Origin of the sequence: Rhodococcus oryzae (assembly GCF_005049235.1) — a bacterium.
Taxonomy (GTDB): Bacteria; Actinomycetota; Actinomycetes; order Mycobacteriales; family Mycobacteriaceae; genus Rhodococcus_G; species Rhodococcus_G oryzae.
The window spans coordinates 291761-316918 of the sequence record NZ_SUMD01000004.1 but is presented as its reverse complement, the minus strand read 5'-3'; the positions used below and the strand labels follow the sequence as shown (position 1 = coordinate 316918).

Annotated in this window: 24 protein-coding genes; 8 read left to right on the top strand and 16 right to left on the bottom strand. The window is 70.1% G+C overall.

What is annotated here, in order from left to right:
• Positions 1-139: 139 nt before the first annotated feature.
• The 4 genes from cobG (at position 140) to FCG67_RS10555 (ending at position 4230) form a co-directional block, all read left to right on the top strand.
• The gene (cobG, locus tag FCG67_RS10570) at positions 140-1294 is read left to right on the top strand and encodes a precorrin-3B synthase (RefSeq protein WP_136909581.1); all 1155 of its coding nucleotides are present in this window, start codon (positions 140-142) and stop codon (positions 1292-1294) included.
• A gap of 18 nt (positions 1295-1312) precedes the next feature.
• Positions 1313-1936, top strand: coding sequence for a precorrin-8X methylmutase (locus FCG67_RS10565; protein WP_097209736.1), 624 nt, complete (start codon positions 1313-1315; stop codon positions 1934-1936).
• Positions 1936-3441, top strand: coding sequence for a precorrin-3B C(17)-methyltransferase (gene cobJ, locus FCG67_RS10560; RefSeq protein WP_136909579.1), 1506 nt, complete (start codon positions 1936-1938; stop codon positions 3439-3441). Before FCG67_RS10565 ends, cobJ begins: the two co-directional genes overlap by 1 nt.
• Before the next feature lie 114 nt (positions 3442-3555).
• Complete coding sequence (locus FCG67_RS10555) at positions 3556-4230, top strand: TetR/AcrR family transcriptional regulator (RefSeq protein WP_136909577.1); 675 nt, start codon at positions 3556-3558, stop codon at positions 4228-4230.
• Here FCG67_RS10555 and FCG67_RS10550 read toward each other — a convergent pair.
• Genes FCG67_RS10550 through dprE2 form a run of 4 tightly spaced genes read right to left on the bottom strand, consistent with a single transcriptional unit; the run spans position 4210 to position 7668 of the window.
• The gene (locus FCG67_RS10550) at positions 4210-4959 is read right to left on the bottom strand and encodes a cobalt-precorrin-6A reductase (RefSeq protein WP_136909575.1); all 750 of its coding nucleotides are present in this window, start codon (positions 4957-4959) and stop codon (positions 4210-4212) included. The two genes, FCG67_RS10555 and FCG67_RS10550, sit on opposite strands and share 21 nt — an antisense overlap.
• Positions 4959-5708 carry a precorrin-4 C(11)-methyltransferase gene (cobM, locus tag FCG67_RS10545; RefSeq protein WP_077041670.1) on the bottom strand — a complete coding sequence of 250 codons (750 nt, stop codon included), beginning with the start codon at positions 5706-5708 and terminating at the stop codon, positions 4959-4961. Before cobM ends, FCG67_RS10550 begins: the two co-directional genes overlap by 1 nt.
• Positions 5705-6934 (bottom strand): precorrin-6y C5,15-methyltransferase (decarboxylating) subunit CbiE, encoded by a 1230-nt coding sequence (gene cbiE / locus FCG67_RS10540; protein WP_136909573.1) that lies wholly within the window; start codon positions 6932-6934, stop codon positions 5705-5707. Before cbiE ends, cobM begins: the two co-directional genes overlap by 4 nt.
• Positions 6931-7668 carry a decaprenylphospho-beta-D-erythro-pentofuranosid-2-ulose 2-reductase gene (gene dprE2 / locus FCG67_RS10535; RefSeq protein WP_136909571.1) on the bottom strand — a complete coding sequence of 246 codons (738 nt, stop codon included), beginning with the start codon at positions 7666-7668 and terminating at the stop codon, positions 6931-6933. The genes cbiE and dprE2 overlap by 4 nt, the downstream gene beginning before the upstream one ends.
• Before the next feature lie 31 nt (positions 7669-7699).
• On the opposite strand from dprE2, the gene FCG67_RS10530 reads away from it, so the two are divergent.
• Entirely contained in the window at positions 7700-8113 is a 414-nt protein-coding gene (locus tag FCG67_RS10530; RefSeq protein ID WP_136909569.1) for a PPOX class F420-dependent oxidoreductase, read from the top strand.
• Between the two features lie 128 nt (positions 8114-8241).
• Entirely contained in the window at positions 8242-8706 is a 465-nt protein-coding gene (locus FCG67_RS10525) for a hypothetical protein (RefSeq protein ID WP_136909567.1), read from the top strand.
• Positions 8707-8712: 6 nt separating this feature from the next.
• Here FCG67_RS10525 and FCG67_RS10520 read toward each other — a convergent pair whose 3' ends face one another.
• Both FCG67_RS10520 and FCG67_RS10515 read right to left on the bottom strand, forming a co-directional pair.
• Positions 8713-9669 (bottom strand): R2-like ligand-binding oxidase, encoded by a 957-nt coding sequence (locus FCG67_RS10520; RefSeq protein WP_136909565.1) that lies wholly within the window; start codon positions 9667-9669, stop codon positions 8713-8715.
• 109 nt (positions 9670-9778) lie between these two features.
• Entirely contained in the window at positions 9779-10834 is a 1056-nt protein-coding gene (locus FCG67_RS10515) for a coiled-coil domain-containing protein (protein ID WP_136909563.1), read from the bottom strand.
• Between the two features lie 403 nt (positions 10835-11237).
• Here FCG67_RS10515 and FCG67_RS10510 point away from each other — a divergent pair, with 403 nt between their 5' ends.
• The gene (locus FCG67_RS10510; RefSeq protein ID WP_246044987.1) at positions 11238-12383 is read left to right on the top strand and encodes a site-specific integrase; all 1146 of its coding nucleotides are present in this window, start codon (positions 11238-11240) and stop codon (positions 12381-12383) included.
• Between the two features lie 9 nt (positions 12384-12392).
• Here the strand turns inward: FCG67_RS10510 and FCG67_RS10505 are convergent, their stop codons facing one another.
• Positions 12393-13568: a M24 family metallopeptidase gene (locus FCG67_RS10505; RefSeq protein ID WP_136909561.1), complete on the bottom strand. Its 1176-nt coding sequence runs from the start codon at positions 13566-13568 to the stop codon at positions 12393-12395.
• Positions 13569-13605: 37 nt separating this feature from the next.
• Here FCG67_RS10505 and FCG67_RS10500 point away from each other — a divergent pair, with 37 nt between their 5' ends.
• Entirely contained in the window at positions 13606-14568 is a 963-nt protein-coding gene (locus FCG67_RS10500; RefSeq protein ID WP_136909559.1) for a 5'-3' exonuclease, read from the top strand.
• 13 nt (positions 14569-14581) lie between these two features.
• Here FCG67_RS10500 and FCG67_RS10495 read toward each other — a convergent pair whose 3' ends face one another.
• The 9 genes from FCG67_RS10495 to FCG67_RS10455 form a co-directional block, all read right to left on the bottom strand.
• Positions 14582-15265, bottom strand: a complete 684-nt coding sequence (locus tag FCG67_RS10495; protein ID WP_136909557.1) for a TetR/AcrR family transcriptional regulator — start codon at positions 15263-15265, stop codon at positions 14582-14584.
• Between the two features lie 136 nt (positions 15266-15401).
• Positions 15402-16487: a TIGR03857 family LLM class F420-dependent oxidoreductase gene (locus tag FCG67_RS10490; protein WP_136909555.1), complete on the bottom strand. Its 1086-nt coding sequence runs from the start codon at positions 16485-16487 to the stop codon at positions 15402-15404.
• A complete protein-coding gene (locus FCG67_RS10485; RefSeq protein WP_136909553.1) occupies positions 16484-17593 on the bottom strand; it encodes a phosphotransferase family protein in 1110 nt (369 codons plus the stop codon). Before FCG67_RS10485 ends, FCG67_RS10490 begins: the two co-directional genes overlap by 4 nt.
• Positions 17594-17825: 232 nt before the next feature.
• Positions 17826-18893 carry a DUF4333 domain-containing protein gene (locus FCG67_RS10480; protein ID WP_136909551.1) on the bottom strand — a complete coding sequence of 356 codons (1068 nt, stop codon included), beginning with the start codon at positions 18891-18893 and terminating at the stop codon, positions 17826-17828.
• Positions 18894-19010: 117 nt separating this feature from the next.
• Positions 19011-21683: a DEAD/DEAH box helicase gene (locus FCG67_RS10475; RefSeq protein ID WP_136909922.1), complete on the bottom strand. Its 2673-nt coding sequence runs from the start codon at positions 21681-21683 to the stop codon at positions 19011-19013.
• A gap of 119 nt (positions 21684-21802) precedes the next feature.
• Complete coding sequence (gene tatC / locus FCG67_RS10470) at positions 21803-22744, bottom strand: twin-arginine translocase subunit TatC (protein WP_136909549.1); 942 nt, start codon at positions 22742-22744, stop codon at positions 21803-21805.
• A gap of 71 nt (positions 22745-22815) precedes the next feature.
• Positions 22816-23079 (bottom strand): Sec-independent protein translocase subunit TatA, encoded by a 264-nt coding sequence (gene tatA / locus FCG67_RS10465; RefSeq protein ID WP_077041660.1) that lies wholly within the window; start codon positions 23077-23079, stop codon positions 22816-22818.
• 71 nt (positions 23080-23150) lie between these two features.
• Positions 23151-24125 (bottom strand): helix-turn-helix transcriptional regulator, encoded by a 975-nt coding sequence (locus FCG67_RS10460; RefSeq protein WP_136909548.1) that lies wholly within the window; start codon positions 24123-24125, stop codon positions 23151-23153.
• Positions 24122-25129 carry a helix-turn-helix transcriptional regulator gene (locus FCG67_RS10455; protein WP_136909546.1) on the bottom strand — a complete coding sequence of 336 codons (1008 nt, stop codon included), beginning with the start codon at positions 25127-25129 and terminating at the stop codon, positions 24122-24124. The genes FCG67_RS10460 and FCG67_RS10455 overlap by 4 nt, the downstream gene beginning before the upstream one ends.
• Positions 25130-25158 lie beyond the last annotated feature (29 nt).

The following is a 25158-nucleotide window of genomic DNA, read 5'->3' as shown; positions in this document are numbered from 1 at the left end:
GAGGGTCTGGCTCCCCGGTGCCCGCAGAGCGGGCGGTCGGGTGACAGTGGCGCGACCGCACCGGATTCCCACCGGTTTCCTCTCGAGCTGCCGCAAGCGCCGCTGATGCTACCGGTGCCGGGACGTAACCTTGGAGACGATGTCCGCTGAACCGAACACCCCCGACCGTTCCCGCCCCGACGCCTGCCCCGGAGCCCTCCAGGTGCACCAGGCGGCGGACGGCGCGCTGGCCCGGGTGCGGCTGCCCGGCGGGTTCCTCGAACCCGGTCAGCTGCAGGCGCTGGCCGAGGCGTCCCGCGAACTCGCGGCGGGTGAGCTGGAGCTGACCTCGCGCGGCAATGTGCAGCTACGCGCGGTCACCGACCCCGACCGGTTCGCCGAGCGGCTGGCCGAGATCGGCCTGCTGCCCTCGGCCACCCACGAACGGGTGCGCAACATCCTCGCCAGTCCCCTGTCCGGGCGGCTCGGTGGGCTGGTCGACGTGCGCGACTGGGTGCGCGAACTCGACCGCGGCCTGTGCGCCGACCCGGTGCTGGCGCAGCTGCCGGGTCGGGTGATGTTCTCCCTCGACGACGGCCGTGGCGACGTCTCGGGGCTGTCCGCGGACCTGGGGCTGCACGCCGTCGGCGCCGACGAGGTGACCTTGGTCCTGGCCGGCCGCGACTCCGGCGCCCGGATCCCCGCGGCCGACGGGGTGTCGGTGCTGCTCGAGGCCGCCCGGCACCTGCTGGAGATCCGCGGGGAGCAGTGGCGGCTGCACGAGATCGACGGCGGTCCCGAGCGGATCCTCGCCGGTCTCGGCCTGCGGGCCACGGTGGAGCCCGTCGACCTGGCAGGCGACGGGGCCGGGCCGATCGGTTGGCTCGATCACGGCGACGGTGGCGTCACTCTGGCCGCCGGTCTCGCGCTGGGAGCGATCCCCGCGCGCACCGCCGAGTTCCTGGCCGCGGTCGGCAAGCCCCTCGTCGTGACGCCATGGCGATCGGTGCTGCTGTGCGACCTCGACGAATGGACCGCGGAGCAGGTCGTGCGGGTACTCGCGCCGATGGGCCTGATCTTCGACGCCGCCTCGCCCTGGCTGCAGGTCAGCGCATGCACGGGAAGCCCCGGCTGCGCCAAGTCCCTTGCCGATGTCCGCGGCGACCTCGGCGCGGCAGTGGCGGCCGGGGAGCTGCCGGTGGAGGGCAGGCAGCACTGGGTGGGCTGCGACCGCAAATGCGGCAGGCCCCGCGGGGAGGTAGCCGACGTGGTGGCCACCGGCGACGGCTACCGGGTGGACCGACGGCCGCGCTGACCCCATATCGTGTGGCGCATGACCGACTACATCCGCGACGGCGCCGAGATCTACCGTCAGTCCTTCGCCACCATCAGGGCCGAGGCTGACCTTGGCCGGTTCCCGGCGGACGTATCGCAGGTGGTGGTGCGGATGATCCACGCGTCGGGACAGGTCGACCTGGTCGACGACATCGCGTTCACCCCCGGCGTCGTCGAGTCCGCCCGTGCCGCGCTGCGGGCCGGCGCACCGATCCTGTGTGACGCGACCATGGTCGCCGCGGGGGTCACCCGCAAGCGCCTGCCCGCGAACAACGAGGTGCTCTGCGCCCTGGCCGATCCGCGCGTGCCGGTGATCGCCGAGCAGCTGGGCAACACCCGATCCGCGGCCGCGCTCGAGCTGTGGGGCGACAAGCTCGACGGCGCGGTTGTCGCGATCGGCAACGCCCCGACCGCGCTGTTCCACCTGCTCGACATGATCGATCAGGGCGCACCGCGCCCGGCGGCGATCGTGGGTGGACCGGTGGGCTTCATCGGCGCCGCCGAGTCCAAGGACGAGCTGATCGCCCGCGGCGGCTCCGAGTACCTGGTCGTCCGCGGCCGCCGCGGCGGCAGCGCGATCACCGCGGCCGCGCTCAACGCCATCGCCAGCGAGGTGGAGTGATGGTGGATCGCGTGACCCCCGGCAAGCTGTGGGGCATCGGGCTCGGCCCCGGCGACCCGGAGCTGGTGACGGTGAAGGCGGCCCGGATCATCGCCGAGGCCGACGTCATCGCGTTCCACAGCGCCAGGCACGGCCGCAGCATCTCGCGCGCCGTCGCGCAGCCCTACATGCGGGACGGTCAGATCGAGGAACACCTGGTCTACCCGGTCACCACCGAGACGGTCGATCACCCGGGCGGCTACCAGGGCGCGATCGACGAGTTCTACGCGGTGGCCGCGGAGCGGTTGGCGAAGCATCTCGAGGCGGGTCGGACGGTGGCGCTGCTGGCGGCGGGCGACCCGCTCTTCTACAGCTCGTACATGCACATGCACAAGCGGTTGCAGGACCGGTTCGAGGCGGAGGTGATCCCGGGCGTCACCTCGATCAGCGCGGCCTCCGCCGCGCTCGGCACTCCCCTCGTCGAGCGCGACGAGATCCTCACCGTGCTGCCGGGAACCCTTCCCGTCGAGGAGCTGACCAGGAGGTTGAGGGAGACCGATTCGGCCGCGATCCTCAAGCTCGGCCGCACCTTTCCCGCCGTGCGGCAGGCGCTCTCCGATTCCGGCCGGCTCGCCGAGGCGAGCTACGTCGAACGGGCCAGCACCCCCAAACAGCGGGTGATCGCGGCCGCCGACGTGGACGAGTCGCAGGTGCCGTACTTCTCGATCGCGTTGGTGCCGAGTCCGTCCAACAACCGTGCCTCCGCGGACCGGCAGGCGTCCACGGGATACGTCACCGTCGTCGGGCTCGGGCCCGGCGACGATGCATGGACTACCCCCGAGGTGCGTGCGGAGCTGGCTCGCGCGACCGACATCGTCGGGTACACCACCTACGTCAACCGGGTGCCCGTGATCGACGGCCAGAACCGGCACGCGAGCGACAACAAGGTCGAATCCGAGCGTGCGGCAATGGCGTTGGACCTGGCCAAGCGCGGAGCGCGGGTGGTCGTGGTGTCCTCCGGTGACCCCGGTGTGTTCGCGATGGCCGCCGCGGTGATCGAAATGGCCTCCGACGACCAGTGGTCCGGCGTCCCTGTCCGGGTGCTGCCCGGCATGACCGCGGCCAACGCCGTCGCCAGCCGCGCCGGTGCCCCCCTCGGTCACGACTACGCGGTGATCTCGCTCTCCGATCGGCTCAAGCCGTGGGACATCGTCGCCAAGCGGATCTCCGCGGTGGCCGCGGCGGACATGGCGATCGCCGTCTACAACCCGGCGTCGCGCTCGCGCACCTGGCAGGTGGGCGCGATGCGGGACCTGCTGCTCGAGCATCGCGATCCCGCGACCCCGGTCATCATCGGCCGCGACGTCGCGGGTCCGCAGGAGAGCGTTCGGATCGTCACCCTCGGTGAGCTCGACCCGTCCGAGATCGACATGCGCTGCCTGCTGATCATCGGCTCCTCGCTGACCACCGTGGTCGACGGCGCCGAGGGCACGATGGTGTTCACGCCTCGCCGCTACCCGGCGTGATGTTCGTGCGCTGAACCCGCTTGACGCGGTTGAGATCCCAGACGAGCGGCCGACACGCGGCACTCTGTTGGACGATTGTCCAACAGAGTGTCTGTCAAGCGCTAGGATCGCTGAATGGGAAGTAGGCTCACTGGGGATGAGCGGCGCGCCACCTTGGTGATGAGCGCGCTGGAACTGGCCAAACGTGGCGGCATGGACGCCGTCACCATCAGGGCGGTCGCCGCGCACACGGGCGTGTCGATCGGAATGGTCCAGTACTGCTTCGAGAACAAGGAAGAGCTCGTGGTCGCGATGGCCGAGCAACTCGTCCTTGAGCTCAGTGGCTCTGCCCGCATCACGTTCGACACCGTCGAAGACCGGCCGGAGCTGCGTGGCAGGGAAGGCATCTACGCGCTGATCCGAACGGGTCTCGAGTGGGGCTGGCCGGTGATCGAGGCCAACCCGGAGCGGCGACTGCTGACCTACGAGATCATGACCCAATCGCTCCGCCAGCGCGAGGCCGGTTTCCCCCGGGCGGGCGCGATCGCCGTTGCCCAACGGGAGCACATGACGGCCGAGGTCGCGGCCTTCATGGACGAATGTGCGCGGGCAACCGGAACCGCGTGGTCCGAGCCTGTTTCCGCGATCGCTCGTTTCGGGCTCGCGACCCTGGACGGATTGGTGCTGCGGTGGCTGGTCGATCGCGACACCGAGGGGACCAAAAAGCACCTGGACGCGTTGGCGCGGGCAGTGGCGGACAAGGCGGTCGAGGCTCCCGCCGAGGACAGGTCAGCCGGCGACGGCGAGTAGCCAGCGCTCCGCCTCGTCGACGCCGTCGAACACCGTGACGCCGAGCGGATTCGGCGGCCGACGCACCATCAGGACCGGGATGCCGAGCTCGCGCGCCGCCGTGAGTTTCGCGACCGTCAGGTCGCCCCCGCTGTTCTTGGAGACCAGCACGTCGATGCGGTGCTCTCGCATCAGCGCGGACTCACGGCCGACGTCGAAGGGGCCGCGGTCGAGCAGGAGCGTCATCCGGGCCGGTGTCGGGCCTTCCGGCGGATCGATCGCTCGGACCAGGAAGTCGGCGTTCACCGTGGCGAATCGGTCCACGCCCTGCCTCCCGATGGTGAGGAAGACCCGGCGGCCCAGCTCCGGCAGCGCGGCCGCGGCAGCGTCGAGCGAGTCCACCTCCAGCCAGCTGTCCCCCGACCGGGGCGACCACGGTGGCCGTTGCAGTACGGCGAACGGGAGGCCCGCCTCGGTCGTGGCCGCGGCGGCGTTGCTCGAGATGCGGGCCGCGAACGGGTGGGTGGCGTCGAGCACGGCACGGATGGCGTTGTCGCGAAGCCAGTCTCGCAGGCCTGCCACTCCCCCGAATCCGCCGATCCGCACCTCGCCCTCGGGGAGCCTCGGGTCGCGGACCCGCCCGGCGAGCGACGAGACGACCTCGACGTCCGATGCCTCCGACAGCCGTGCCGCCAGGGATCGGGCCTCGGAGGTCCCGCCGAGGATCAGCACGCGCACCGTCGGCGCCATCAGTGGTCGGTTCGACGCCGCGAGGCCGAGTACAGGTAGCTGTCCGGGAATCCCTCGGCGCTCAGTACCCGGCCGACGATGATCACGGCGGTCTTGGTCACCCCGGCCGCGTGAACCTGGGCGGCGATCGAGTCGACGGTCCCCCGCAGGATGATCTCGTCCGGTCGGCTGGCGAATGCGACCACCGCGACGGGGCAGTCGCCGCCATAGGGGGCGCGCAACTCCTCGGCGACCTGATCGATGCGGTGCGCGGCCAGGTGGATGACCAGCGTGGCCCCGCTCGCTCCGAGTGTCGCCAGGTCCTCGCCCGGCGGCATGGCGGTGGACAGCGTCGAGACCCGGGTGAGGACGATCGACTGGGACACCCCCGGGACGGTCAGTTCGCGGCCCAGCGCCGCTGCGGCGGCGGTGAATGCCGGTACCCCGGGCACGATCTCGTAGCCGACCCCCGCCGCATCGAGGCGGCGCGCCTGTTCGGCGACCGCGCTGTAGATGGACGGGTCGCCCGAGTGCAACCGCGCCACGTCCAGCCCGGCCCGGTCGGCCGCGATGAGGCGGTCGGTGATCTCGTCGAGGCTCAGGCGCGCGGTGTCGACGATCTCCGCGCCCTCGGGGCACATCGCGAGGAGTTCGGCGGGGACCAGGCTGCCCGCGTACAGGCACACGGGGCTACGGCCGATGATCCGCTGGCCGCGCACCGTGATGAGGTCGGCGGCGCCGGGGCCCGCTCCGATGAAATGGACGGTCACTGGGTTGATTCCTTCTTTGTCGCGATCCACTGGGCAACGGGCAGCTGCGGCCGCCATGCGGTGAACCCGCCGAGCGGCCCGCCCCGATAGACCTGGAACTTGCGCAGCGTGCCGCCGTGCAGCCCGTGCCACCGCAGTACGAGGGTCTCGGATTCCGCGGTCACCGCGTTCACCACCATCCGGCCGCCGGGCGGCAGTCGGTCCCAACAGGTCTCGAACACCCCGGACGCGGTGACGCCGCCACCGAGGAAGATCGCGTCCGGTGTCGGTGCACCTGCGAGTGCGTCCGGTGCGGAGCCGCGGATCTCGAGCCCGGGCACGCCCAGCCGTCGGGCATTGGTCGCGATCCGGGCCGCGCGATCGGGATCGCGCTCGAAACCGATCGCACGGCAGCCGGCGTCGGCACGCATCCACTCGATTCCGATGCTGCCCGCTCCGCCGCCGACATCCCACAGCAGCTCGCCGGGGCCCGGGGCGAGTGCGGACAGGGTCAGGGCCCGGATCTCCTGCTTGGTGAGCTGGCCGTCGGACTCGTACGCCTCGTCGGGGAGGCCGGGCACGCGGGTCAGTCGCGGTGTCGCGACGCCCCGCACGCAGCGGACCGCGACGACGTTGAGGGGGTCGCCGGTCGGATGATCCCAGCCATCCGCCCGCCCCCGCACGATCCGCTCGCGATCGCCGCCGAGCTGCTCGAGCACAGCGAGTTCACTACCGCCGTAGCCGTTCTCGCGGAGCAGCGCGGCCAGCGCCGTCGGGGTGCCCGCGTCGCGACTGAGAACCAGGAACCGCCGGTGGTCGGCCAGTTCCGGGGTGATGACCTCGACGGGCCGGTTCACCACGCTCACGACAGGGATCTCGTGCAACGCCCAGCCGAGCCGGGCGCAGGCCAACGAGGCGGAGGAGGGGTGCGCGATCACCCGCATCCGTTCGGGACCGACGAGGTTCGTGAGGGTCACCCCGATGCCGTGGAACATCGGGTCGCCGCTGGCGAGCACACACACCCGCCTGCCCTCGTGCTCGGCGAGCAGGCCGGGCAGCGCGGGTACGAGAGGCGACGGCCAGGACACCCGCACGGTCTCCGATCCGTCGTCGCCGACCGGGACCAGGTCCAACTGGCGCGGCGACCCCATCAGTACCTCTGCGTCGGTGATCGCGCGCTGCGCGTTCGGGGACAGCCCGGACCATCCGTCCGCACCGATGCCGACGACGGTCAGCAGCTCGGTCATCGCGGCATCCGTCGCCAGATACGTTGTGGCACCAGCCGCATCACGAAGATGGCCAGGCGCAGCATGCCGGGGATCCACACGCGCTCGCGGCCCCGGCTCAGCGCCTTGACCACCGCATCCGCGACCTGCCCCGGGGTGCTCGACATCGGCGCCGGGCTCATCCCCTCGGTCATCTTGCCGACGACGAAGCCGGGACGGACCAGCAGCAGACTCACGCCGCTGCCCGCGAGGGCGTCACCGAGCCCGCTGGCGAAGCCGTCGAGCCCCGCCTTGGCCGAGCCGTACACGTAGTTCGCGCGCCGCACCCGGGCGCCCGCGATCGAGGAGAACACGACGATCCGCCCCGATCCCTGCGCACGCAGCAGCTGCGCGAGGTGCGTGAGCACGCCGACCTGCGCGACGAAGTCGGTGTGGATGACGTTCACCGCGTGCTGGGCATCCGTCTCGGCGCGGGCCTGGTCGCCGAGAATGCCGAAGGCCAGCACCACCACGTCGATCGGGCCGAGCTCGACGATCTCCGACAGCACCCGGGCGTGGTCGGCGAGGCGGTCGGCGTCGAACTCGACGGTCTCGACCGAGGTGGCTCCGGCGGCCAGCACCGCCCGGCGTTCGTCTTCGAGGTCCACGCTTCGCCTCGCGGCCAGGACGACGGTCCGCCCGGGGGCGAGTCTGGTGGCCAGTTCGAGACCGATCTCGCTGCGGCCCCCGAGGATGACGACTGATCCGACACTCATACCGTCAAGTGTGCTGGACTACGGTCGGCACATGGCCCGCACCCCCTTCAACCCAGCAGATCTGTCGGCCGAGGCGCTCGCCTTCCTCACCGATCGGCACCTGGCCACCCTCTCGACGCTGCGCCTGGACGGCACCCCGCACGTGGTGGCGGTCGGGTTCACCTGGGATCCGGAGAGCGGGCTCGCCAGGGTGATCACAAACGGCGGATCGCAGAAGGCGATCAACGCCGAGCGCCGCGGGTACGCCGCTGTCACCCAGATCGAGGGCCCCCGGTGGCTGACCCTCGAGGGGCCGGCGACCGTGCGCTCCGACCCCGAGGCGGTCGCGGACGCCGTCGCCCGCTACGCCGCCCGGTACCGCCAGCCGCGGGAGAACCCGACCCGGGTCGTCGTCGAGATCGCGGTGCAGCGGGTCATGGGCCTGGGCACCCTGCTCGGCCGCTGAGCATCGCCGCTCGACCGTCCCACCGCCGGCGACTAGTGTGATCTAGGTCATACATTGCTCGTCGGGGACTCGGCCGTGTGCCCCGCCGCGACCGGTCCGGCAATGACATTCGGACCCAGGGAGCAGCAATGCGCGCTCTACGCACCACTCGGATGATCCTCACCCTGGCCGCCCCCGCGGCCACGGCAGCCCTCATCGGCGGACTGATGGCCGGGCCGGCCACCGCCCTGCCACCCCACCCGTTCGGCCTGCCCGTGTTGACCATCGGCTGTCCCAACCAGGGCAGCCTGATGTCGCTCACCGCGGCGACCGGGCAGTCGGGGCCCGAACCGGGGATCGCACCCGGCGAGATCAGGTTCCAGTCCTTCCCTGCCGCCCCGCCGATCCCGGCGGCCGGACAGGTGACGGTGGCGTGGTTGAACACCACCACCGGCCAGAGCGGAATCGTGGACCTCGAGGGCAAGTACCCCTACCTGTCCAAGACCGTGCGCACCGGGCACGGCGAGGTCATCGCCACCGCGTTCGGATCGATCAACCTGGGCAGTGCCCCGATCTGTTCGAACAGTCCGTCGACCGGGACCTTCATCGTCTAGCCGAACTCACTCGCTGGCCTCGACGAAGACGGCCGCGTCCTCCCTGCCGAACTGGTCCTCGAGTGCCTCGGGCGAGTAGTCGACGTCGATCTCCTCGAGCGGGCGGCCGCGGGCCGACTCGATGGCGACGAGCCTGCGCTGCGCCCGGTCGGCGGCGTAGTCGATGAACTCCTGTTCGTCGAGCCCGAACGGCTGAACCTCGAACTGCTTGTTGACCCAGTCGATCATGCCGAGCGCGAGCGGCATCAGCTCGGTCATCCGCTGCTGCACGACGCCCCAGTTCGAGTCGTCGGCGGCGACGTGACGCCGACAGGTGAAGGTGCCCCACGCCATGTGCCTGCGCTCGTCGACGCCGATCCGGCGGATCAGCTCCTGCATCCCGGGCAGGATCCCCTCCTTGGTGCACACCTTCTGCCAGGCGAAATAGCCCGTCAAGGCGAGGCTGCCCTCGATCACGTGGTTGTAGGTGACGCTGGCGCGCACCTGGTTGGCCGGACTCGGGTCGGTCTCGAGGACACCGAGAGCGCCGGGGAGTTCCTCGTAGAAGAGGGTCCGGTAGTACGGGTTCTCCGCGACGAAGGGATGCAGATCGCCGGTCAGTCCCACCGCGTCCATCCACAGCCGAAAGACGGCGGTGTGCTTGGCCTCCTCGAAGCAGAACTGTGTCAGGTACATCTCGTCGCCGAGCCGCCCCTCCGCGGACATCGCCTTCATGAACGGCTGGATGTCCTCGGTGACGGCCTCCTCACCCGCGATGAACTGGGTGCACAGGTAGGTCGCGCTGCGCTGCTGTTCGCTGTTGAGCTCGCGCCAGTCCTGGGCGTCGCGCCGGAAGTCGATGTTCGCCGGATCCCAGAACAGTGAGTTCCCCTTGGCGAACAGTCGCAGCGGGAAGGAATCCCAGTTCAGTCCGCCCGCGCGGATCGATCCGAATCCCTGCCTGGTCGGTGAGGAAACAGTCATGACGGCGCTCCTGTGGTCGCGGTGCGTGTCGCGAATACCCATTCACCATGGTTCCATGCGGCCGGGACCTGTCAAGGAATCGCCAGGGTCGGTCAGGTTCCGATCAGCGTCACGTCGTCGCGGTCTCTGGAGGCTCACCTTCCCGAGCGCGCTGGCGCAGCTCGTCCAACTTCTCCCGCAGTGCGGCCTCGGCGGTGCGCGCCTCGCGGGTGTCGAGGCGGGCCAGCTCGAGGTCGTCCCTGAGGGTGTCGGCGCGTTCACGGGCGGTGGTGGCCGCCGCCCGCTCGTGGTCGACGGACTTCTCGAGCCGCGCGATGGTCGCCGCCGTAGTGTTCGCCGCGAGTTCGGCCGCGGCGCGCATGTCGGCGATCCGTTGCTCGGCCGAGGCGACGACCTGCGCGAGGCGTTGTTCGGCCGCCACGCCTGCCTGCTCGGCACGCTGCTCCGATACGGCCGCGGACTGTTCGGCGGACGCGGCCCTTCGTTCGGCCGCCTCCGCCAGGGACTGCGCCTCGCGGAACCTGCTGCGCAGATCGTCGAGGTCGGACTCCGCGACGGACAGGCGGGTGTCGCGATCCGCCTCAACGGCCGCCACCCGCTCGGTCGCGGCTCGTAGCTCCGCCGCGTGGGTCTGCTCCAGATCCCGGAGCTCGGCCTGGTGGTCAGCGGACAGTCGTTCGAGTTCGAGCCGGTGATTCTCTACCGCGGCAGAGAGTTCGGCGTCGACCGCGTCGACGGTGGCCTCTGCGTTCGCCCGATCCTCCACCGCGGCCTCGTGCCGTGTCCGCAGCTCGGCCAGGTCCGTCTCGTACTTCGCCTTCGTCTGCGCGAGTTCGACGGTGGCGCGGTGCAGTGCAACGTCGAGCGCGTCCGGGTCGCTGAGCTTGTCCACGGCGGCGGTGATCTGCCGGGCGAACACGTTGAACTGCTCGATCGAATTGGCGGTGACGGTTCGGAGGTCGTCGAGTGTCCGTTCGAGGACCCCGACCACCTCGCCCGGCGTCGCGGTTGCGAGCGCGTCGAGTTCGCCCTGCTGCTCGCGGGCCTTCCGGCGCGAGCGGAAGGCCCTGACGCGGTCTGCGTCGCTGGCGTACTGCCGGGGACGGCCTGGGCGCGCCTTCGGTTCCTCGGCGGTATCCGCGTCCTTCTCGTCCTCGGTGTTCACGTGCACTCCCCTTTTCATTGCGCGTCCGCCCTTAAAGTTACGTTACGTTGCATGTTACGTTACGCCGTATGTAATGAAACGATGACACTTGATCGTCATAATCCCCACTTATCGTGAGTTAGCGACTGAGAGGATTTCGGGTCGGAATTGTGCACCGAACCGTCGGAGAAACGGATTCGGAAAAGTGGGCCGGCCGCGATGTGACGGGACGAGTGAGGACTCGCGGCGGAGTGTCGCACCGCCGCGGTGGCGACGAAGATGCCCCGCGTGTCGGCGTCCAGAGCGCGTTCCGGACGCCGACACCCCGGTCCCGTTACGTCATGTGACGGTTGGCCGAGATGTCGCGCCCCGGATCGTGCTGCCGGCCGCGAACTGTCGGTTCGGCCACGTATCGTCCTGTGTCGTGGCGGCCGAACTCGAATCCTTCACCGCTGGCGACTCGTCGGCCGGAGCGCTCGCGGTCCCGGTCGACGCAGCCGCGGCCATGCATCGCCTGCGCGTCGAATCCGTCTCCCCCAACACTCGCGCCGCGCAACTGAGTGACTGGACCAGCTTCATCCGCTGGTGCACGCGCGTCGGCCGGGATCCGCTGCCCGCCTCCCCTGACCTCGTCGGCTGGTTCCTGACCGAGAAGTCCTCGGAGGTGCGGCCGGACGGCCGACCCGCCTACGCGTCGTCGACAATGACGCGCTGGGTCGCCTCGATCAACAAGGTGCACTCGCTCGCCGGCCATCCCAAGCCGGGGCAGTCCTCCACCGTGCGCGAGATCCTGCGAGGTATCGCCCGTACCAGGGCCACGCCGCCGGTTCGGCGCGAGCCGCTGCTCACCGCCGACATCCGCAGCATCGTCGAGTCCATGCGTGCCCAGTCCGCACACGGCTCGTGGGCCGACCGGGCTGCCGAGCGGCGGGACACTGCGCTGCTGCTACTCGGACTGACCGGCGCGATGCGGCGGTCGGAACTGTCAGGGCTCGCGGTCGGCGACGTCGTCCCGCACCGGGCGGACGGACTGTATGTGACGATCCGCCGGTCGAAGACCGACCAAGCCGCGGCGGGACGTACGGTCACACTGCCCTACGGCTCCGCCGAGATCACCTGCCCCGTATGCGCCTACTGGCGGTGGCGCGAGGTGCTGGACGCGTGGGACCGGGACGGCAAACCCGCGCTCAGCGCGTTGCTCGCAGAGCCAGACACCGAACCCCTCACGCATCGTTGCCGCGGCGCACTCGGGCGCCGTGAGTCCGAGGTCCGGCCGTTGTTCCGGCCCGTGCACCGTACCGGTGGCCTGGGTGCCAAAGCCCTGTCCGGACAGGCGATCGCGTCGATGATCAAGCGCCGCGCCGTCGGGGCCGGGTACGCCGAGGAGTTCGTTGCCCTGCTCGGCGGGCACAGCCTCCGGGCCGGATTCGTGACCCAGGCGGTCCGCAACGACGCGAGCGCCGAACAGATCATGACCCAGAGCGGACACACCGACCAGCGGATGATCGCGATCTACTCCCGACAGCACGCGGGCCTGCACGGCAACGCCGTCACCGCGCTCGGCCTCTGACGTGCGCCGTCAGCCCCCGAGCACCGTCAGTCCGTGCGGACGGGAGTTCATCGGCTCGCAGCCGTCCGCCGTGACCACCACGATGTCCTCGATCCGCGCGCCCCAGGCGCCGCGGAAGTAGATGCCCGGTTCGATGCTGAAGGCCATGCCCTCGGCGAGCTCGATGCGATTGCCCGCCACGATGTACGGCTCCTCGTGGACCGACAGGCCGATGCCGTGGCCGGTGCGGTGCACGAACACGTCCGCGAGCCCCTCCGCGGCCAGCACGTCGCGGGCGGCCGCGTCCACGGACTCGGCCGTGACGCCGGGCCGAACCGCGTCCACGGCGGCCCGTTGCGCCCGCTCCAGCACGGCGAACTGGGCGGCCACCTCGGCACTGGGCTCACCGAGGCAGTAGGTGCGGGTCGAATCGGAGTTGTAGCCGGGCTCGACCGGACCGCCGATGTCCACGACGACGACGTCCCCCGATCGGATCGTCCGATCCGAGACCTCGTGGTGCGGGTCCGCCCCGTGTGGACCGGACCCGACGATGATGAACTCTGCCGCGGTGTGGCCCTCCTCGAGGATCGCGGCATCGATGTCCGCAGCCACTTCCGCCTCGGTGCGACCGGGACGCAGCCACTCCGCCATCCGGGCATGCACCCGGTCGATGGCCGCACCCGCGCGTCGCAGCGCGTCGATCTCGGCCGGGTCCTTGATCATCCGGAGTTCGCGGAGCACGTCCGTGGCCAGGACCGGCGGTGCACCGAAGGCCGAGGTCAGCGGGATGACGTGCAGCGCGGGCATCGCGTCGGCGACCGCCGTCCGTGCCGGCGAGGGCAACCCCGACGCGACCAAGGCGTACGGGTCGACACCGTCCACCCAGTCCCGCACGGTCAGGCCCAGTTCCGCGGTCGCCGAATCGCCGAGCGCCGCCAACTCCAGCCGCGGAACCACCACGGAGGCAGTGGATCCGTCGGCGGGGATGACGAGGCAGGTGAGCCGCTCGAAGGAATCCGCCCGGGATCCGAGCAGGTACCGAAGATCCGGACCCGGGGTGATGAGCAGGGCGTCGAGCCCCGCAGCCGCGGTGAGTTCGGCAGCTCGGCGCAGGCGTTCCGCGTAGATCGCGGTCGGGAAGCGCGCGGGAGCCTGCGCTTCTGGACTGTCGGATGAGGTGCTCGCGGAACCGCCGTGGGAACTCATGCCACTCAGGTTAGTTCGGTTTGGCAGGATGAGGGCCATGACTGGCCCCCTGCTCCTGCTCGATGGCGCGAGCCTGTGGTTTCGCGCGTACTACGCGCTCCCCGAATCGTTCACCTCCCGCGACGGGCGACCGGTCAACGCGGTCCGCGGATTCACCGACATGGTCGCCTCGCTGATCACCAGGCATCAGCCCGAGCGGCTGGCGGTCTGCCTGGATCTGGACTGGCGCCCGCAGTTCCGGGTCGACGCCGTGCCCTCGTACAAGACCCATCGCGTCGCGGTCGAGACCGAGGTCGGTCCCGACGTCGAGGAGGTGCCGGACACGCTGACGCCGCAGGTCGACATGATCCTCGACGTGCTGGCCGCGGCCGGTATCGCCACCGCCGGTGCCGAGGGCTTCGAGGCAGACGACGTGCTGGGCACCCTCGCCGCCCGCGAACGCGCCGACACGGTCGTCGTGGTGAGCGGCGATCGGGACCTGCTGCAGGTCGTCGCCGACGAGCCGGTGCCGGTGCGGGTGCTGTACGTCGGGCGCGGCCTGTCGAAGGCCGAACTCTTCGGTCCGCTCGAGGTGGCCGAGAAGTACGGCGTGCCCGCGGATCGACCGGGCATCGGATACGCGGAGTTGGCCCTGCTGCGCGGCGACCCTTCCGACGGGTTGCCGGGCGTCAAGGGAGTCGGCGAGAAGACCGCTTCGTCGCTGCTGCTCGAATACGGGTCGGTCGAGGCGCTTCGCGCGGCCGTCGACGATCCGAAGTCCGGTCTGGCCAAGGGGATCCGGGCCAAGCTCACCGCGGCCTCCGACTATCTCGACGCCGCGCTGCCGGTGGTTCGGGTGGCCACCGACGCGGCGGTCGAGATGTCGCGTCCGGACCCGTTGCCCGTCGCGCCGGTGGACCAGGAGCGGCTCGCGGCACTCGCGGACGAACTGGCGATCGGGGCGTCGATCGGCCGGCTGACGAAGGCGATGGCCGCGCCGCGGAACGGGTACGGCGGCTAGGTCCGAGGGGGCCTCAGGTCAGGAAGGCCACGAGGGCCTCGGCAAGCGTCCGACGGGCGACATCGAGGTCTGAGGTGAAGCCGAGTTGGCGTTCGTTGCCGAGGCCCCGCACGGCCGCGGGTAACAGGCACCGCACCTGGTCGAGCTTGACCGGGTCGAGGTCGAGACCGTCCATCAGGTAGTCGAAGCCCTGGATCCAGTCGTGCTCGCGGGCGGCGAATGCCGCTGCCGTCCTCGGGTATTCGGCGACGATGTCCGAGCGTCGCGGCGGCAGCAAGGTGCGCAGCGCGGTGAGCGCCCGTCCCTCGGGCGTGTCGAGGTAGATCCACACGGAGTCGATGGCGCCCTCGACCCGCTCGCGCAGCGAACCGCTCAGCGCGGGCCACGGACCCGGGATCTCGCCCCAACTGCGGGCGTGGATCTCGGTGATCACCGCGACCCACAGGCCGTCGAGGTCCCCGAACTGGTGCTGCACCGTGCCCCAGGTCACGCCCGCTTCCTTGGCGACGCGGTTCGCCGAGACCGGCTCACTGCCCTCCTCGGCCAGGCAGCGGATGGCCACCTCGAGCAACCGTGCCCTGGTCTCGAGGCCGCGCTTGTTCAGCCGCGTACCGGCGGCCGATGTCGTGACCGGGGTCGGGACGGCCACCAGCCACTGTTCCAGGGCCCGGGCTGCCTGCGGGGACTCGCTCGTCATGACCCGCAGGTCCGGGGCACCCGCGCCGCGCCAACAGGAGTCGACGTTGTTGACATCTCGGTCCGTCCTCCGTGTCGGGTGTGCGCAAGACCGGGGTCGACGCCCTCGGTCTTGCGCACAGTTTACGGGCGGCCGATCAGGCGAACCTTCCCGGATTCGCGGCGACGGCACGGCGCAGCGTCGGTCGATCGGCGCGGTAGGCCGCGACGACCGGCGCGAGCTCCTGTGGGGTCGCCCCGTGCATGATGACCGAGTGCACGCCCAGGTCGTACTGTCGGGCGATGGTCTTCGCGCAGGCCTCGGGCGAACCCGAGGCGGCCGAGTCCAGCCATTCGTCGGGCATCATCGCGGCGAGCTGCTCCAGCGTCTCGACCGATGCGCTGGCGTCGATGGGTCCCGCTGCGGCCGCGTTGGAATAGAGCTCGGTCTGGCGTATCCGCTCCCACACGGCCGGGTCCCAGCCGTTTGCGCGGATCAGCACGTCCGCGTAGGCCTGCAGGTAGGTCACCAACCGCCCGGCCCGGCGGCGCAGGCGGTCCTCCTCCGGCAGGTTGTCGCCCACCGTCGCCAGGCAGGCCCAGATGCGGACGCTGTCGGGGTCCTTGCCCGCGCGCTCGGCGCCGCGACGCACGGCCTCGACGGACGCCACTGTCGCCTCGTCGGAGAAGAACGTGTGGAGCACGACGAAGTCGCCGATCTCACCCGCGAGCTCCATCGTCTTCGGACCGACCGCCACCAGGCCGAGGGGCGGCGCGTCCGCCAGCCCGTTCGCGTGCCGCAGCATCGGCCATTTCCCTGCCGGCCCGTCGTGGCCCAGGATCATCTCGCCGTCCCACAGGCGACGCAGGATGCCGAAGTAGTCGCGCAGCCGGGCCTCGGTCACCACGGGAAGCCCGACGGCCTGCCAGTAGGCGGCCATGCCGCGGCCGAAGGCCATCGAGAAGCGCCCCTCGGTCAGCGCGTGCATCGTCGACCCCATGGTGGCCGTGACCGTCGGGTGCCGGGTGTGAGGATTGGTCGACGGGCCGATACCCAGGGTCGTCGTGCAGCCCGCCAGCGCGCCGGAGAGGACCGCGGCGTCCTTCACTGTGAAGCGCTCGCCGACGTGGCACGAGCCGAGCCCGAGCTCCTCGGCCGCGCGCGCCTCCGAGAAGATCACCCGTGCGTCTGCCGGGTGCCGGGTCACCGCGTAGTAGCCGAGTTCGTTCAGTTGCTCGCTCACGGGGCCACCTCGTCCAGACCGTCGAGAAGGCTCTCGAACAGTGATCGGTGATGCAACAGCGACTCGATGTCCTCGGGGCGCTCGATTTCCCCGAAGTGGATGGATCGCGCTCCCGTGCGCATGAACAGCACGCCCCAGTTGACCGCGCTGTGGACGTGATACCAGAGCAGGTCGCCGATCGGGGCGCCGGTCAGATCGACGTACTCGGCCACGACGTCCTCCTCGCGCATGAAGTCCGGCATGCCCGGGAGGCCGAAGGTGGTCGTCATCGACTCGAAGACCCGGTGCGCGAAGATCAGCCAGGACAGGTCCAGCTCGCGCGGGCCGATGCTCGCCATCTCCCAGTCGAGGACTCCGACCGGCTCGAAGTCGGCGTACATCACGTTGCCGAGGCGGGCGTCGCCCCAGACCAGCACGGACTCGGTGGTGTCCGGCAGGGTGGACTCGAGCCACGTCAGGGCGCGCTCGATCAGCGGTGAGCGCTCGAGGTCTCGGACCGCGAACTCGTACCAGGCGCGGGTTCGGGCGAGGTTGCGCTGCAACGCGGTTGCGCCTGCCTGCTTCGGGTCGAGGAAGGCAAATGCCTTCTCCGCCGCCGGGATCGCGTGCAATCCCGCGAGTGCCTTGACGGTGCTGTCCTGCAGGCGCCGCTGGTCCGCAGGCGACGCGTCGAAAAGCCAGTTGCCGCCGAAGTTGTACGGCATCACGTCGGGTGGGACGACTCCGGCGAGACGGTCCATGAGGAAGAACGGCATCCCGAGCACCTCACCCGACGGCTCCATGAAACCCACGCGGGGTACCGGGACGTCACTCAGCTCGCCGATGATCCGCATCGTGTCGAACTGGTGCTGCAATGCGTAGGTCTCGAGGACCGGGAAGTCCTCGACCGACGGCACGACGCGGGCCACATACTCAGCGGTGCGCTGCTCGCCTTCCTCCTGCCACGACGCGTCGAAAACGAGGGTCTCGGAGGACATCCCGTTGGCGTCGATCCCGGAATGAAGGGTGACGGTTGGCTCCGCTCCCTCGGGGAGCTTGGTGGCGAGCCACGTGGCCAGGGCGGCAGGCACGACGGCCATGTCGCGGCTCGTGCGCTGCAACTTCATGTCAGGTGGCTGAGCGTTCGTCACATTTCCTCCAGGTGTCATGCGCGACCACGACGGCGCAAACCGTCGGCCACTGGGAAGCAATTCTCAATGAACCTTCTCAAAGAATTGGCGGCGCTGTACCCGAATCCGTCAACACGCGAGACACCGTGGCGGAAAACGAATTCGACCGCCCACCCGACGCCCTGGTCGGGCGGACGGGTGGACGGTCGAATGGACGGTCCGGGAAGACCTACTTGCTGGTCGGCCTGCTGACCTCGTAGGTGCCGGAGTCGTCGGTGAAGGTCACGGTCACCTGCTGCGGCTCACCGTCGACGGTGAGCTCGCAGGTGAAACTCTCACCCTGCTCGACCTTCTGGTCGGCGGGGCAGGTCACGTCGTCGACGTCCTTGATGCCGTATGAGCCCGTGAGCACCTGCTCGACGCCCCGCTCCGCCGCCGCCCGGTCCAATGTGTCACCGCCGACGAACGCCATCCCGGCGATCACGGCGATGGCGCCGAGCACCACCACGGCGCCGACACCGAGCGCGATCCACAGCGGGGCCTTCGACGAACCGCCTCCCGGCTGCCCGGCGACCGGTGCACCCCACTGCGGCTGGCCGGGCTGGCCGGGCTGGTAACCAGCCTGCGGATACTGACCGGGCTGGCCCGGGTACTGCTGCTGCTGCTGCTGCGCGTTGTACGCCTGGAACTGCGGTTGGGCGCCGGTCTGTGGCTGGCCGGGCTGCTGTGCGCCCCAGGCCTGCTGGCTCCACTGCTGTTGGTCGGTCGCGGGCTGCGCCGGGTACTGCTGCTGTCCCGGGTACTGCTGTGGCTGGTACTGCGGCTGACCGGGATACGGCTGCTGTGGCGCGGAGTACGCGGGGTACTGCGGTTGGGCGCCGGTCTGTGGCTGGCCGGGCTGCTGTGCGCCCCAGGCCTGCTGGCTCCACTGCTGTTGGTCGGTCGCGGGCTGCGCCGGGTACTGCTGCTGTCCCGGGTACTGCTGCGGCTGGTACTGCTGCCCGGGGTATTGCTGCGGCGCCTGCTGGTGCTCGACGCCCGGATACGGCTGCTGCGCAGACGGATACGCCTGAGTCGGTTCCGCGCCGGCCTGTTGCGGCCACTGGAACTGCTGTGTCTGGTCGCCGCTGTGCTGTGGCGTGTGCTCGCCCCCCGGCTGTGACGGTTCGCCGCCTGCCTCCTGCGGGTTGGCTCCGGGCGCATCGTTTTCGGCGGGTGACTGCTCACCGGCACCGGGCTGGTCCTCGCGTGACGCCCCGCGCTCGTCTGGCTGGCTGGGTCCGACCGGGCCACTCATCGTTGCCTCCCCTGAAGGTTGTGTTGAGATACACCGTAGTCCCCCGCGGCTCGTCACCCCGAGGTCAAACGGCGTGGCTGCCGCGGAAGCCGTCGAATCCCATCACGTTCGACGCGCTCAGGCCGCGTCGATGGCCACCACGCCCCGCCGGATGGCGTGCACCGCCTTGGTCGCGGCGGCGCGCACCTCTCGGTCCGGCGCGGTCGACTGCACCTGGTCGAGGAGATCGATCACCTGCCTGCACCACCGGACGAAATCGCCTGCCGAGAGGGCCTGTCCGCGATCGCCCGCGGCGAGCAGCGTGTCCACCAACGGCTCCCCTCGCGCCCACTTGTAGATGGCCGCGACGAAACCGAAGTCCGGTTCCCTGGTGAGCGGCAGCTTGTGCCGAACCTCATCCGCGCGAATCTCGCTCCACATCTGCAACGTCCGGGTGAGCGCGTGCCGCGCCGGTCCGGTCGGTCCGCGGTCACCGGTGTCGCCGTCCATCCGCGACTCGTAGACCATCGTCGACACCACCCCCGCCAGCTCGGCCGGTCCGAGTCCCTTCCACAGACCGCCCCGCAGGCATTCCGCGACGAGCAGGTCGCTCTCGGAGTAGATCCGGCTCAGCCGCTGCCCGTTCTCGGTGATCCCGTGTCCCTCCTGCTCGATGTACTCGCGTTCGGCGAGCAGCGCGACGATGCGGTCGAAGGTCCGGGCCAACGAGTTCGTCGTCGCCGCGACCTTCTGCCGCAGCGTCTCCGTCTCGCGGGCCAGCGAGTTGTATCGCTCCCCGATCCGGCTGAGCTGCTCTCGATCCGGCGCGGTGTGGCACGGGTGCGAACGCAGCGCCCGCCGGAGCGTCGCCAGTTCGCGGTCACTGGCCGCGGGCGACTTCCGCTTGCTGTACCGGCCGGGTGGCACGATCCCGGTACTGCGCAACGCCGAGGCGAGATCCCGTCGGCTGCGCGCGGTTCGGTGGTCGACGTGGCGGGGCAACCGCATGCTGCCGAGCGACGTGGCGGGTGCCGGGAAATCGGCAGCGGAGATCCGCCCCGCCCACTTGTCCTCGGTGAGCACCAGCGGACGAGGGTCATTCGGGTCGGAATCGGTCTCCAGCACCACAGCCAGCCCGGTCCGCCGTCCCACCGGGATCGCGATGACGTCGCCGCGCCGGAGTGCCGTCAGGGAGCTCACCGCGTCCTGCCTGCGATCGGTGCGGCCCTGCTTCTCCAGCAGCCGTTCGCGTGCGCGAACCCGCTCCCGCAGCTGGGCGTACTCGAAGAACTCGCCGTCGGCGCCGCCGAGCTGATCGCTCAGCTCTGCGAGAGTGACCCGGTTGCGTTCGATCGTGCGGACGATCCCGACCACCGACCGATCCGCCTGGAACTGTGCGAACGACCGCTCAAGCAGCGAGCGTGACTCGGCCGCCCCCATCCGGTCGATGAGGTTGATCGACATGTTGTACGCCGGCCGGAACGAACTCCGCAGCGGGAAGGTGCGGGTGGAGGCCAGGCCCGCCACCTCGGTGGTCTCGATCCCGGGCTGCCACAGCACGACGGCGTGGCCCTCGACGTCGATGCCGCGCCTGCCGGCCCTGCCGGTGAGCTGGGTGTACTCGCCGGGGGTGAGCTCGGCGTGGGTCTCGCCGTTGTACTTGACCAGACGCTCGAGGACGACGGTCCTGGCGGGCATGTTGATGCCGAGCGCCAGCGTCTCCGTCGCGAACACGGCCCGGACCAACCCGTTGACGAACAGCTCCTCGACGGTGTGCCGGAACGCGGGCAGCATGCCGGCGTGGTGTGCGGCGATGCCCCGTTCGAGGGCCTCCCGCCATTCCCAGTAGCCGAGCACCTCGAGGTCGGCGCGCGGCAACTCCCCGGTGTGCTTGTCGATGATCGCGGTGATCGCCTCGACCTGCTCCTCGGTGGTCAGCCGTAGCCGCGACCGCAGGCACTGGGCGACCGCCGCATCGCAGCCTGCCCTGCTGAAGATGAAGGTGATCGCGGGCAGCAGGCCCTCCTCGTCGAGACGCGCGATCACCTCGGGACGGGCCAGCGGCCGGAAGTTGCCGTTCGAGCCGCCCCGGTCCCCGCGCCCGCGGCCGCGAGGCTGCCACGAGTCGGCCCGGTCCAGCGACTGGCGCTGCTTGAGGTGCCGCACCAGCTCGCGGTCGACGATCAGCTTGGCGCCGCTGTCAGCCTTCTGCGCATCGTTGTCGAAAAGGTCGAAGAGCCGGCGTCCCACCATGATGTGCTGCCACAGCGGCACCGGACGGACCTCGTCGACGATGATCTCGGTGTCACCGCGCACGGTCTCCATCCAGGCGCCGAACTCCTCGGCGTTGCTGACGGTCGCGGAGAGGCTCACGAGACGGACCTCCTCCGGCAGGTGCAGGATGACCTCCTCCCACACGGCGCCGCGGAACCGGTCCGCCAGGTAGTGCACCTCGTCCATCACCACGTGCGAGAGCCCGCGCAGTACCGGTGAGTCCGCATACAGCATGTTGCGCAGCACCTCGGTGGTCATCACGACCACCGGCGCCTCGGGGTTGATGCTCAGGTCGCCGGTGAGCAGGCCGACGGAGGACTTGCCGTACCGGTCGACCAGGTCGGCATACTTCTGGTTGCTCAGCGCCTTGATGGGGGTGGTGTAGAAGCACTTCCGGCCCGAGGTGAGGGCGAGGTGCACCGCGAACTCGCCGATCACCGTCTTGCCTGCGCCCGTCGGCGCGCACACCAGCACTCCGTGCCCCGCCTCCAGCGCCCGGCAGGCCTCCTTCTGGAAGGGATCGAGCGGAAAGCTCATCTGCGCCGCGAAGGTCTCGAGTTCCACACAGCCAGGTTAGCCAACGACGAACGGGCTGCCCTCGAGCCGATCGCCGAACGGCGGTCGTGAGGGCAGCCCGTGTCTCGGGTCCGGTTGTGTCAGAGGGTGTCGGAGAGGTCCTTGAGCGGTGTCGCACCGGAGATCGTCGACGCGTCGTCGAGCGACGTAGCACCGGAGATGGACGAGGCCTCGTCGTCGTCGAGAGCGCCCCAGCCCTCCTCCTGCTTGCGGGCCTTGCGCTTGTCGTTCAGTCGCGCGATCTGGATGGAGAACTCGACGAGGACGGTCAGCGCGGCCGCCAGTGCGAGCATCGAGAACGGGTCCTGACCGGGGGTCGCGATGGCGGCGAACACGAACAGTCCCATGATGATGCCGCGCCGCCAGGCCTTGAGCTTGGCGTAGCTGAGCACGCCGACGGCGTTGAGCGCCACGATCAGCAACGGGATCTCGAAGCTGACACCGAAGATGATGATCAGATTGATCACGAAGCCGAAGTACTCGGAGCCGCTGAGCGCGGTCACCTGGACGTCGCCGCCGATGGTGAGCAGGAAGTGCAGCGCCTTCGAGACCACCACGTAGGCGAGGACCGCGCCCGAGACGAACAGCGCCGCGCCACCCGCGACGAAACCGATCGCGTACCGGCGTTCCTTCGCGTACAGCCCGGGCGTGATGAACGACCAGAGCTGGTACAGCCAGATCGGGCAGGCGAGCACGATGCCCGCCGTGAACGCCACCTTGAACCGGAGCATGAACTGTTCGAACGGTCCGGTCGCCAGCAGTCGGCAGGCGCCGTCGCTGGTGAGCTCGGCGCGGTTCGCCTGGGGCAACGAGCAGTACGGCCCCAGCATCAGGTCGCCGAGGCTCTGCATGCCGAAGATCTCGTGCGAGTACCAGTAGAAGCCGAACGCGGTGGTGATCAGCACGGCGAGAATCGACAGGAGCAACCTGGTCCGCAGCTCGTACAGGTGATCGGTCAGCGACATGCTGCCGTCTGGATTGACCCTGCGTTTGCTCCGCCGCGGGTCGAATGGGATGCGCACAGTGGGCCCTGGTTCTGGTCAGCAGTCGGCCCGGGGCGCGAGACGCAGCCCCGGGACCGTCGGAATCGGGACTAGGAAGTCCGGGGCTCGGTGTGAGTGACCGCGGACTGCGTCGGATCGGCGACCGGTGCCACGGAGGGCAGCTCGGCGGGCGGGGCGGCGGGTGCCGGCGCGGCGGTGGTGGCACCGTCGTTCTGCATCTCCTTGACCTCGCTCTTGAAGATCCGCAGCGAGCGACCCAGGCCGCGCGCGGCGTCGGGAAGCTTCTTCGAACCGAACAGGATGACGACGACAAGCGCCACAATGGCCCAGTGCCAGGGGCTCATGGCTCCCATTTTTACCTCCAGTTATCAGATGATTCGATGCTACCGGACCAGAGCGGCCAGGCCCCCGCGGAGAGTGCGGGTCAGTCAGCGGTCGAGGCCTCACCATAGGCGGCAAGGGCGGCCTCTGCACGGTTTCGCACGGACGCCGACAGATCGTCGGGGCCGAGCACACGCACCCCAGGACCGAACCCCACCATCAGCCGGGTCATCCAGTCCTGCGAGCCGTATCGCATCGACGCCTCGATCGAGCCGTCCGCGGCCACGATGACGTCTGTCATCGGGTAGTAGTCCATGACCCAGGCGTGCTCCGGCGCGATCAACAGCCGGGCCTGCGGCAGCGTCGGGTCGTCGTGGAACAGGTCCATCGAGTGGCCGTCCTCGAGTGCCGCCTCGGGCGCGGCGGCGGGCTCGTCGAGCTCGGTTGCCGCGTCGATCCGGTCGAACCGGAACAGCCGGACTCCCCCGGCCTGCCTGCACCACGCCTGCAGGTAGCTCTGGTTGTCGACGAGGACGATGCGCACCGGGTCCACGACCCGTTGCGACACCGCGTCCCGCGACGCGGAGAAGTAGGTCAGTTCCAGTGCCATGCCCCGGCGCACCGCGGAGCGCACGGTCGCGGCGACCGGGTCCTCCGCCTGCTCGCGCTGATCCGCCACGCCGGTGACGGACCCGCCCGCGGCGACGCCCGCCGCCGATTCGATCTTGGCGATCGCACCCTGCACGGCCGAGGGGTCCGCGGTGCCCGGCATCTCCACCAGCGAGCGCAGGGCCACCAGGAGTGCGGTCGCCTCCGTCGAGGTCAGCCGTAGCGGCCGATCGATGCCCGCCGAGAAGGTCACCTCGATGCTCTCCTCGGAGAACGAGAGGTCGATGAGGTCGCCGGGTCCGTACCCGGGCAGCCCACACATCCACAGCTGGTTCAGGTCGTCCATCAGCTGGGCGGTGCTGACCCCCAGTTCCGTGGCCGCCTCCGCGGCGCTCATCCCGGGATTGGCGATGAAGTACGGGACCATGTTCAGCAGCCGGGCGAGCCGGGAGGAGAGCTTCTGGCTCATCGGCCGGCCAGCCCCTCGCCACCGGACGTCGACAGCGCCGATCGAAGCTTGTCCAGGACGTCCTCCTTCAGTTCCGCGGGCTCGAACACCAGCGCGTCCTCCCCATAGCCTGCGATCAGCCTGGCCACCCAGTCCCAGGACCGCACTGGGACCTCGAGCATCGTGCCCGGTCGTCCCCGGACGGTCCGGTCCGAGGCCGCGCGGCCGAGCCGCCGCAGTTCCTGCGCGCGACCGTCCGCGACCCACACGACGGCGACGCCGGTGACCCCGCCCGATCCGACGATCCGGTCCACGATCTGGCGCAGGTCGACGCCGTCGGGTTTGTGCACCGAGTTGACCGGCCCGAACGCGGTGACGTCGTCTCCGATCCGGGACAGCCGGAACGTGCGGGTGGCATCCCGGTCGGTGTCGTGCCCGACGAGGTACCAGCGGCCGGCGTGGGTCACCACACCCCACGGCTGCACGGTTCGGGTGCGCAGCGGCTCGTTGCGGGCCGATCGGTGCTCGAAGCGGACGCTCTGTCCGGCGTCGACCGCGGCCAGCAGTTTCTCCAACGCGGGCTCGGAACCCCTCGACCTGGCGGGCAGGGCGGTGATGATCGCCGATGCGGAATCCTGGTCGACCACCACACCGGCCGCGCGCAGCTTCAGCAACGCGCCCTGGGCGGCGGAGCTCAGTTCCGGCGACTCCCACAGCTGCACCGCGATCGCGACGGCGGCCGCCTCCTCGCTGCTCAGATCGATGTCCGGCAGCTCGTAGGCGTCCCGGTTGATCCGGTAGCCCTCAACCGTGCCGAAGCGGGAGGCCTGGCCGGTCTCGAGCGGAACGCCGAGATCACGCAGTTCGTTCTTGTCCCGCTCGAACATCCGGCTGAAGGCCTCGTAGCTGGCCGATTCGTCGTAGCCCGCCACGCTGTGCCGGATCTTCTCGGCGGTCAGGAACTGCCGGGTTGAGAGCAGACAGATGACCAGGTTCATCAACCGCTCGACTTTGGTGATCGCCACGGCTCAGCAGCCTAGTGCCAGAACGGTGA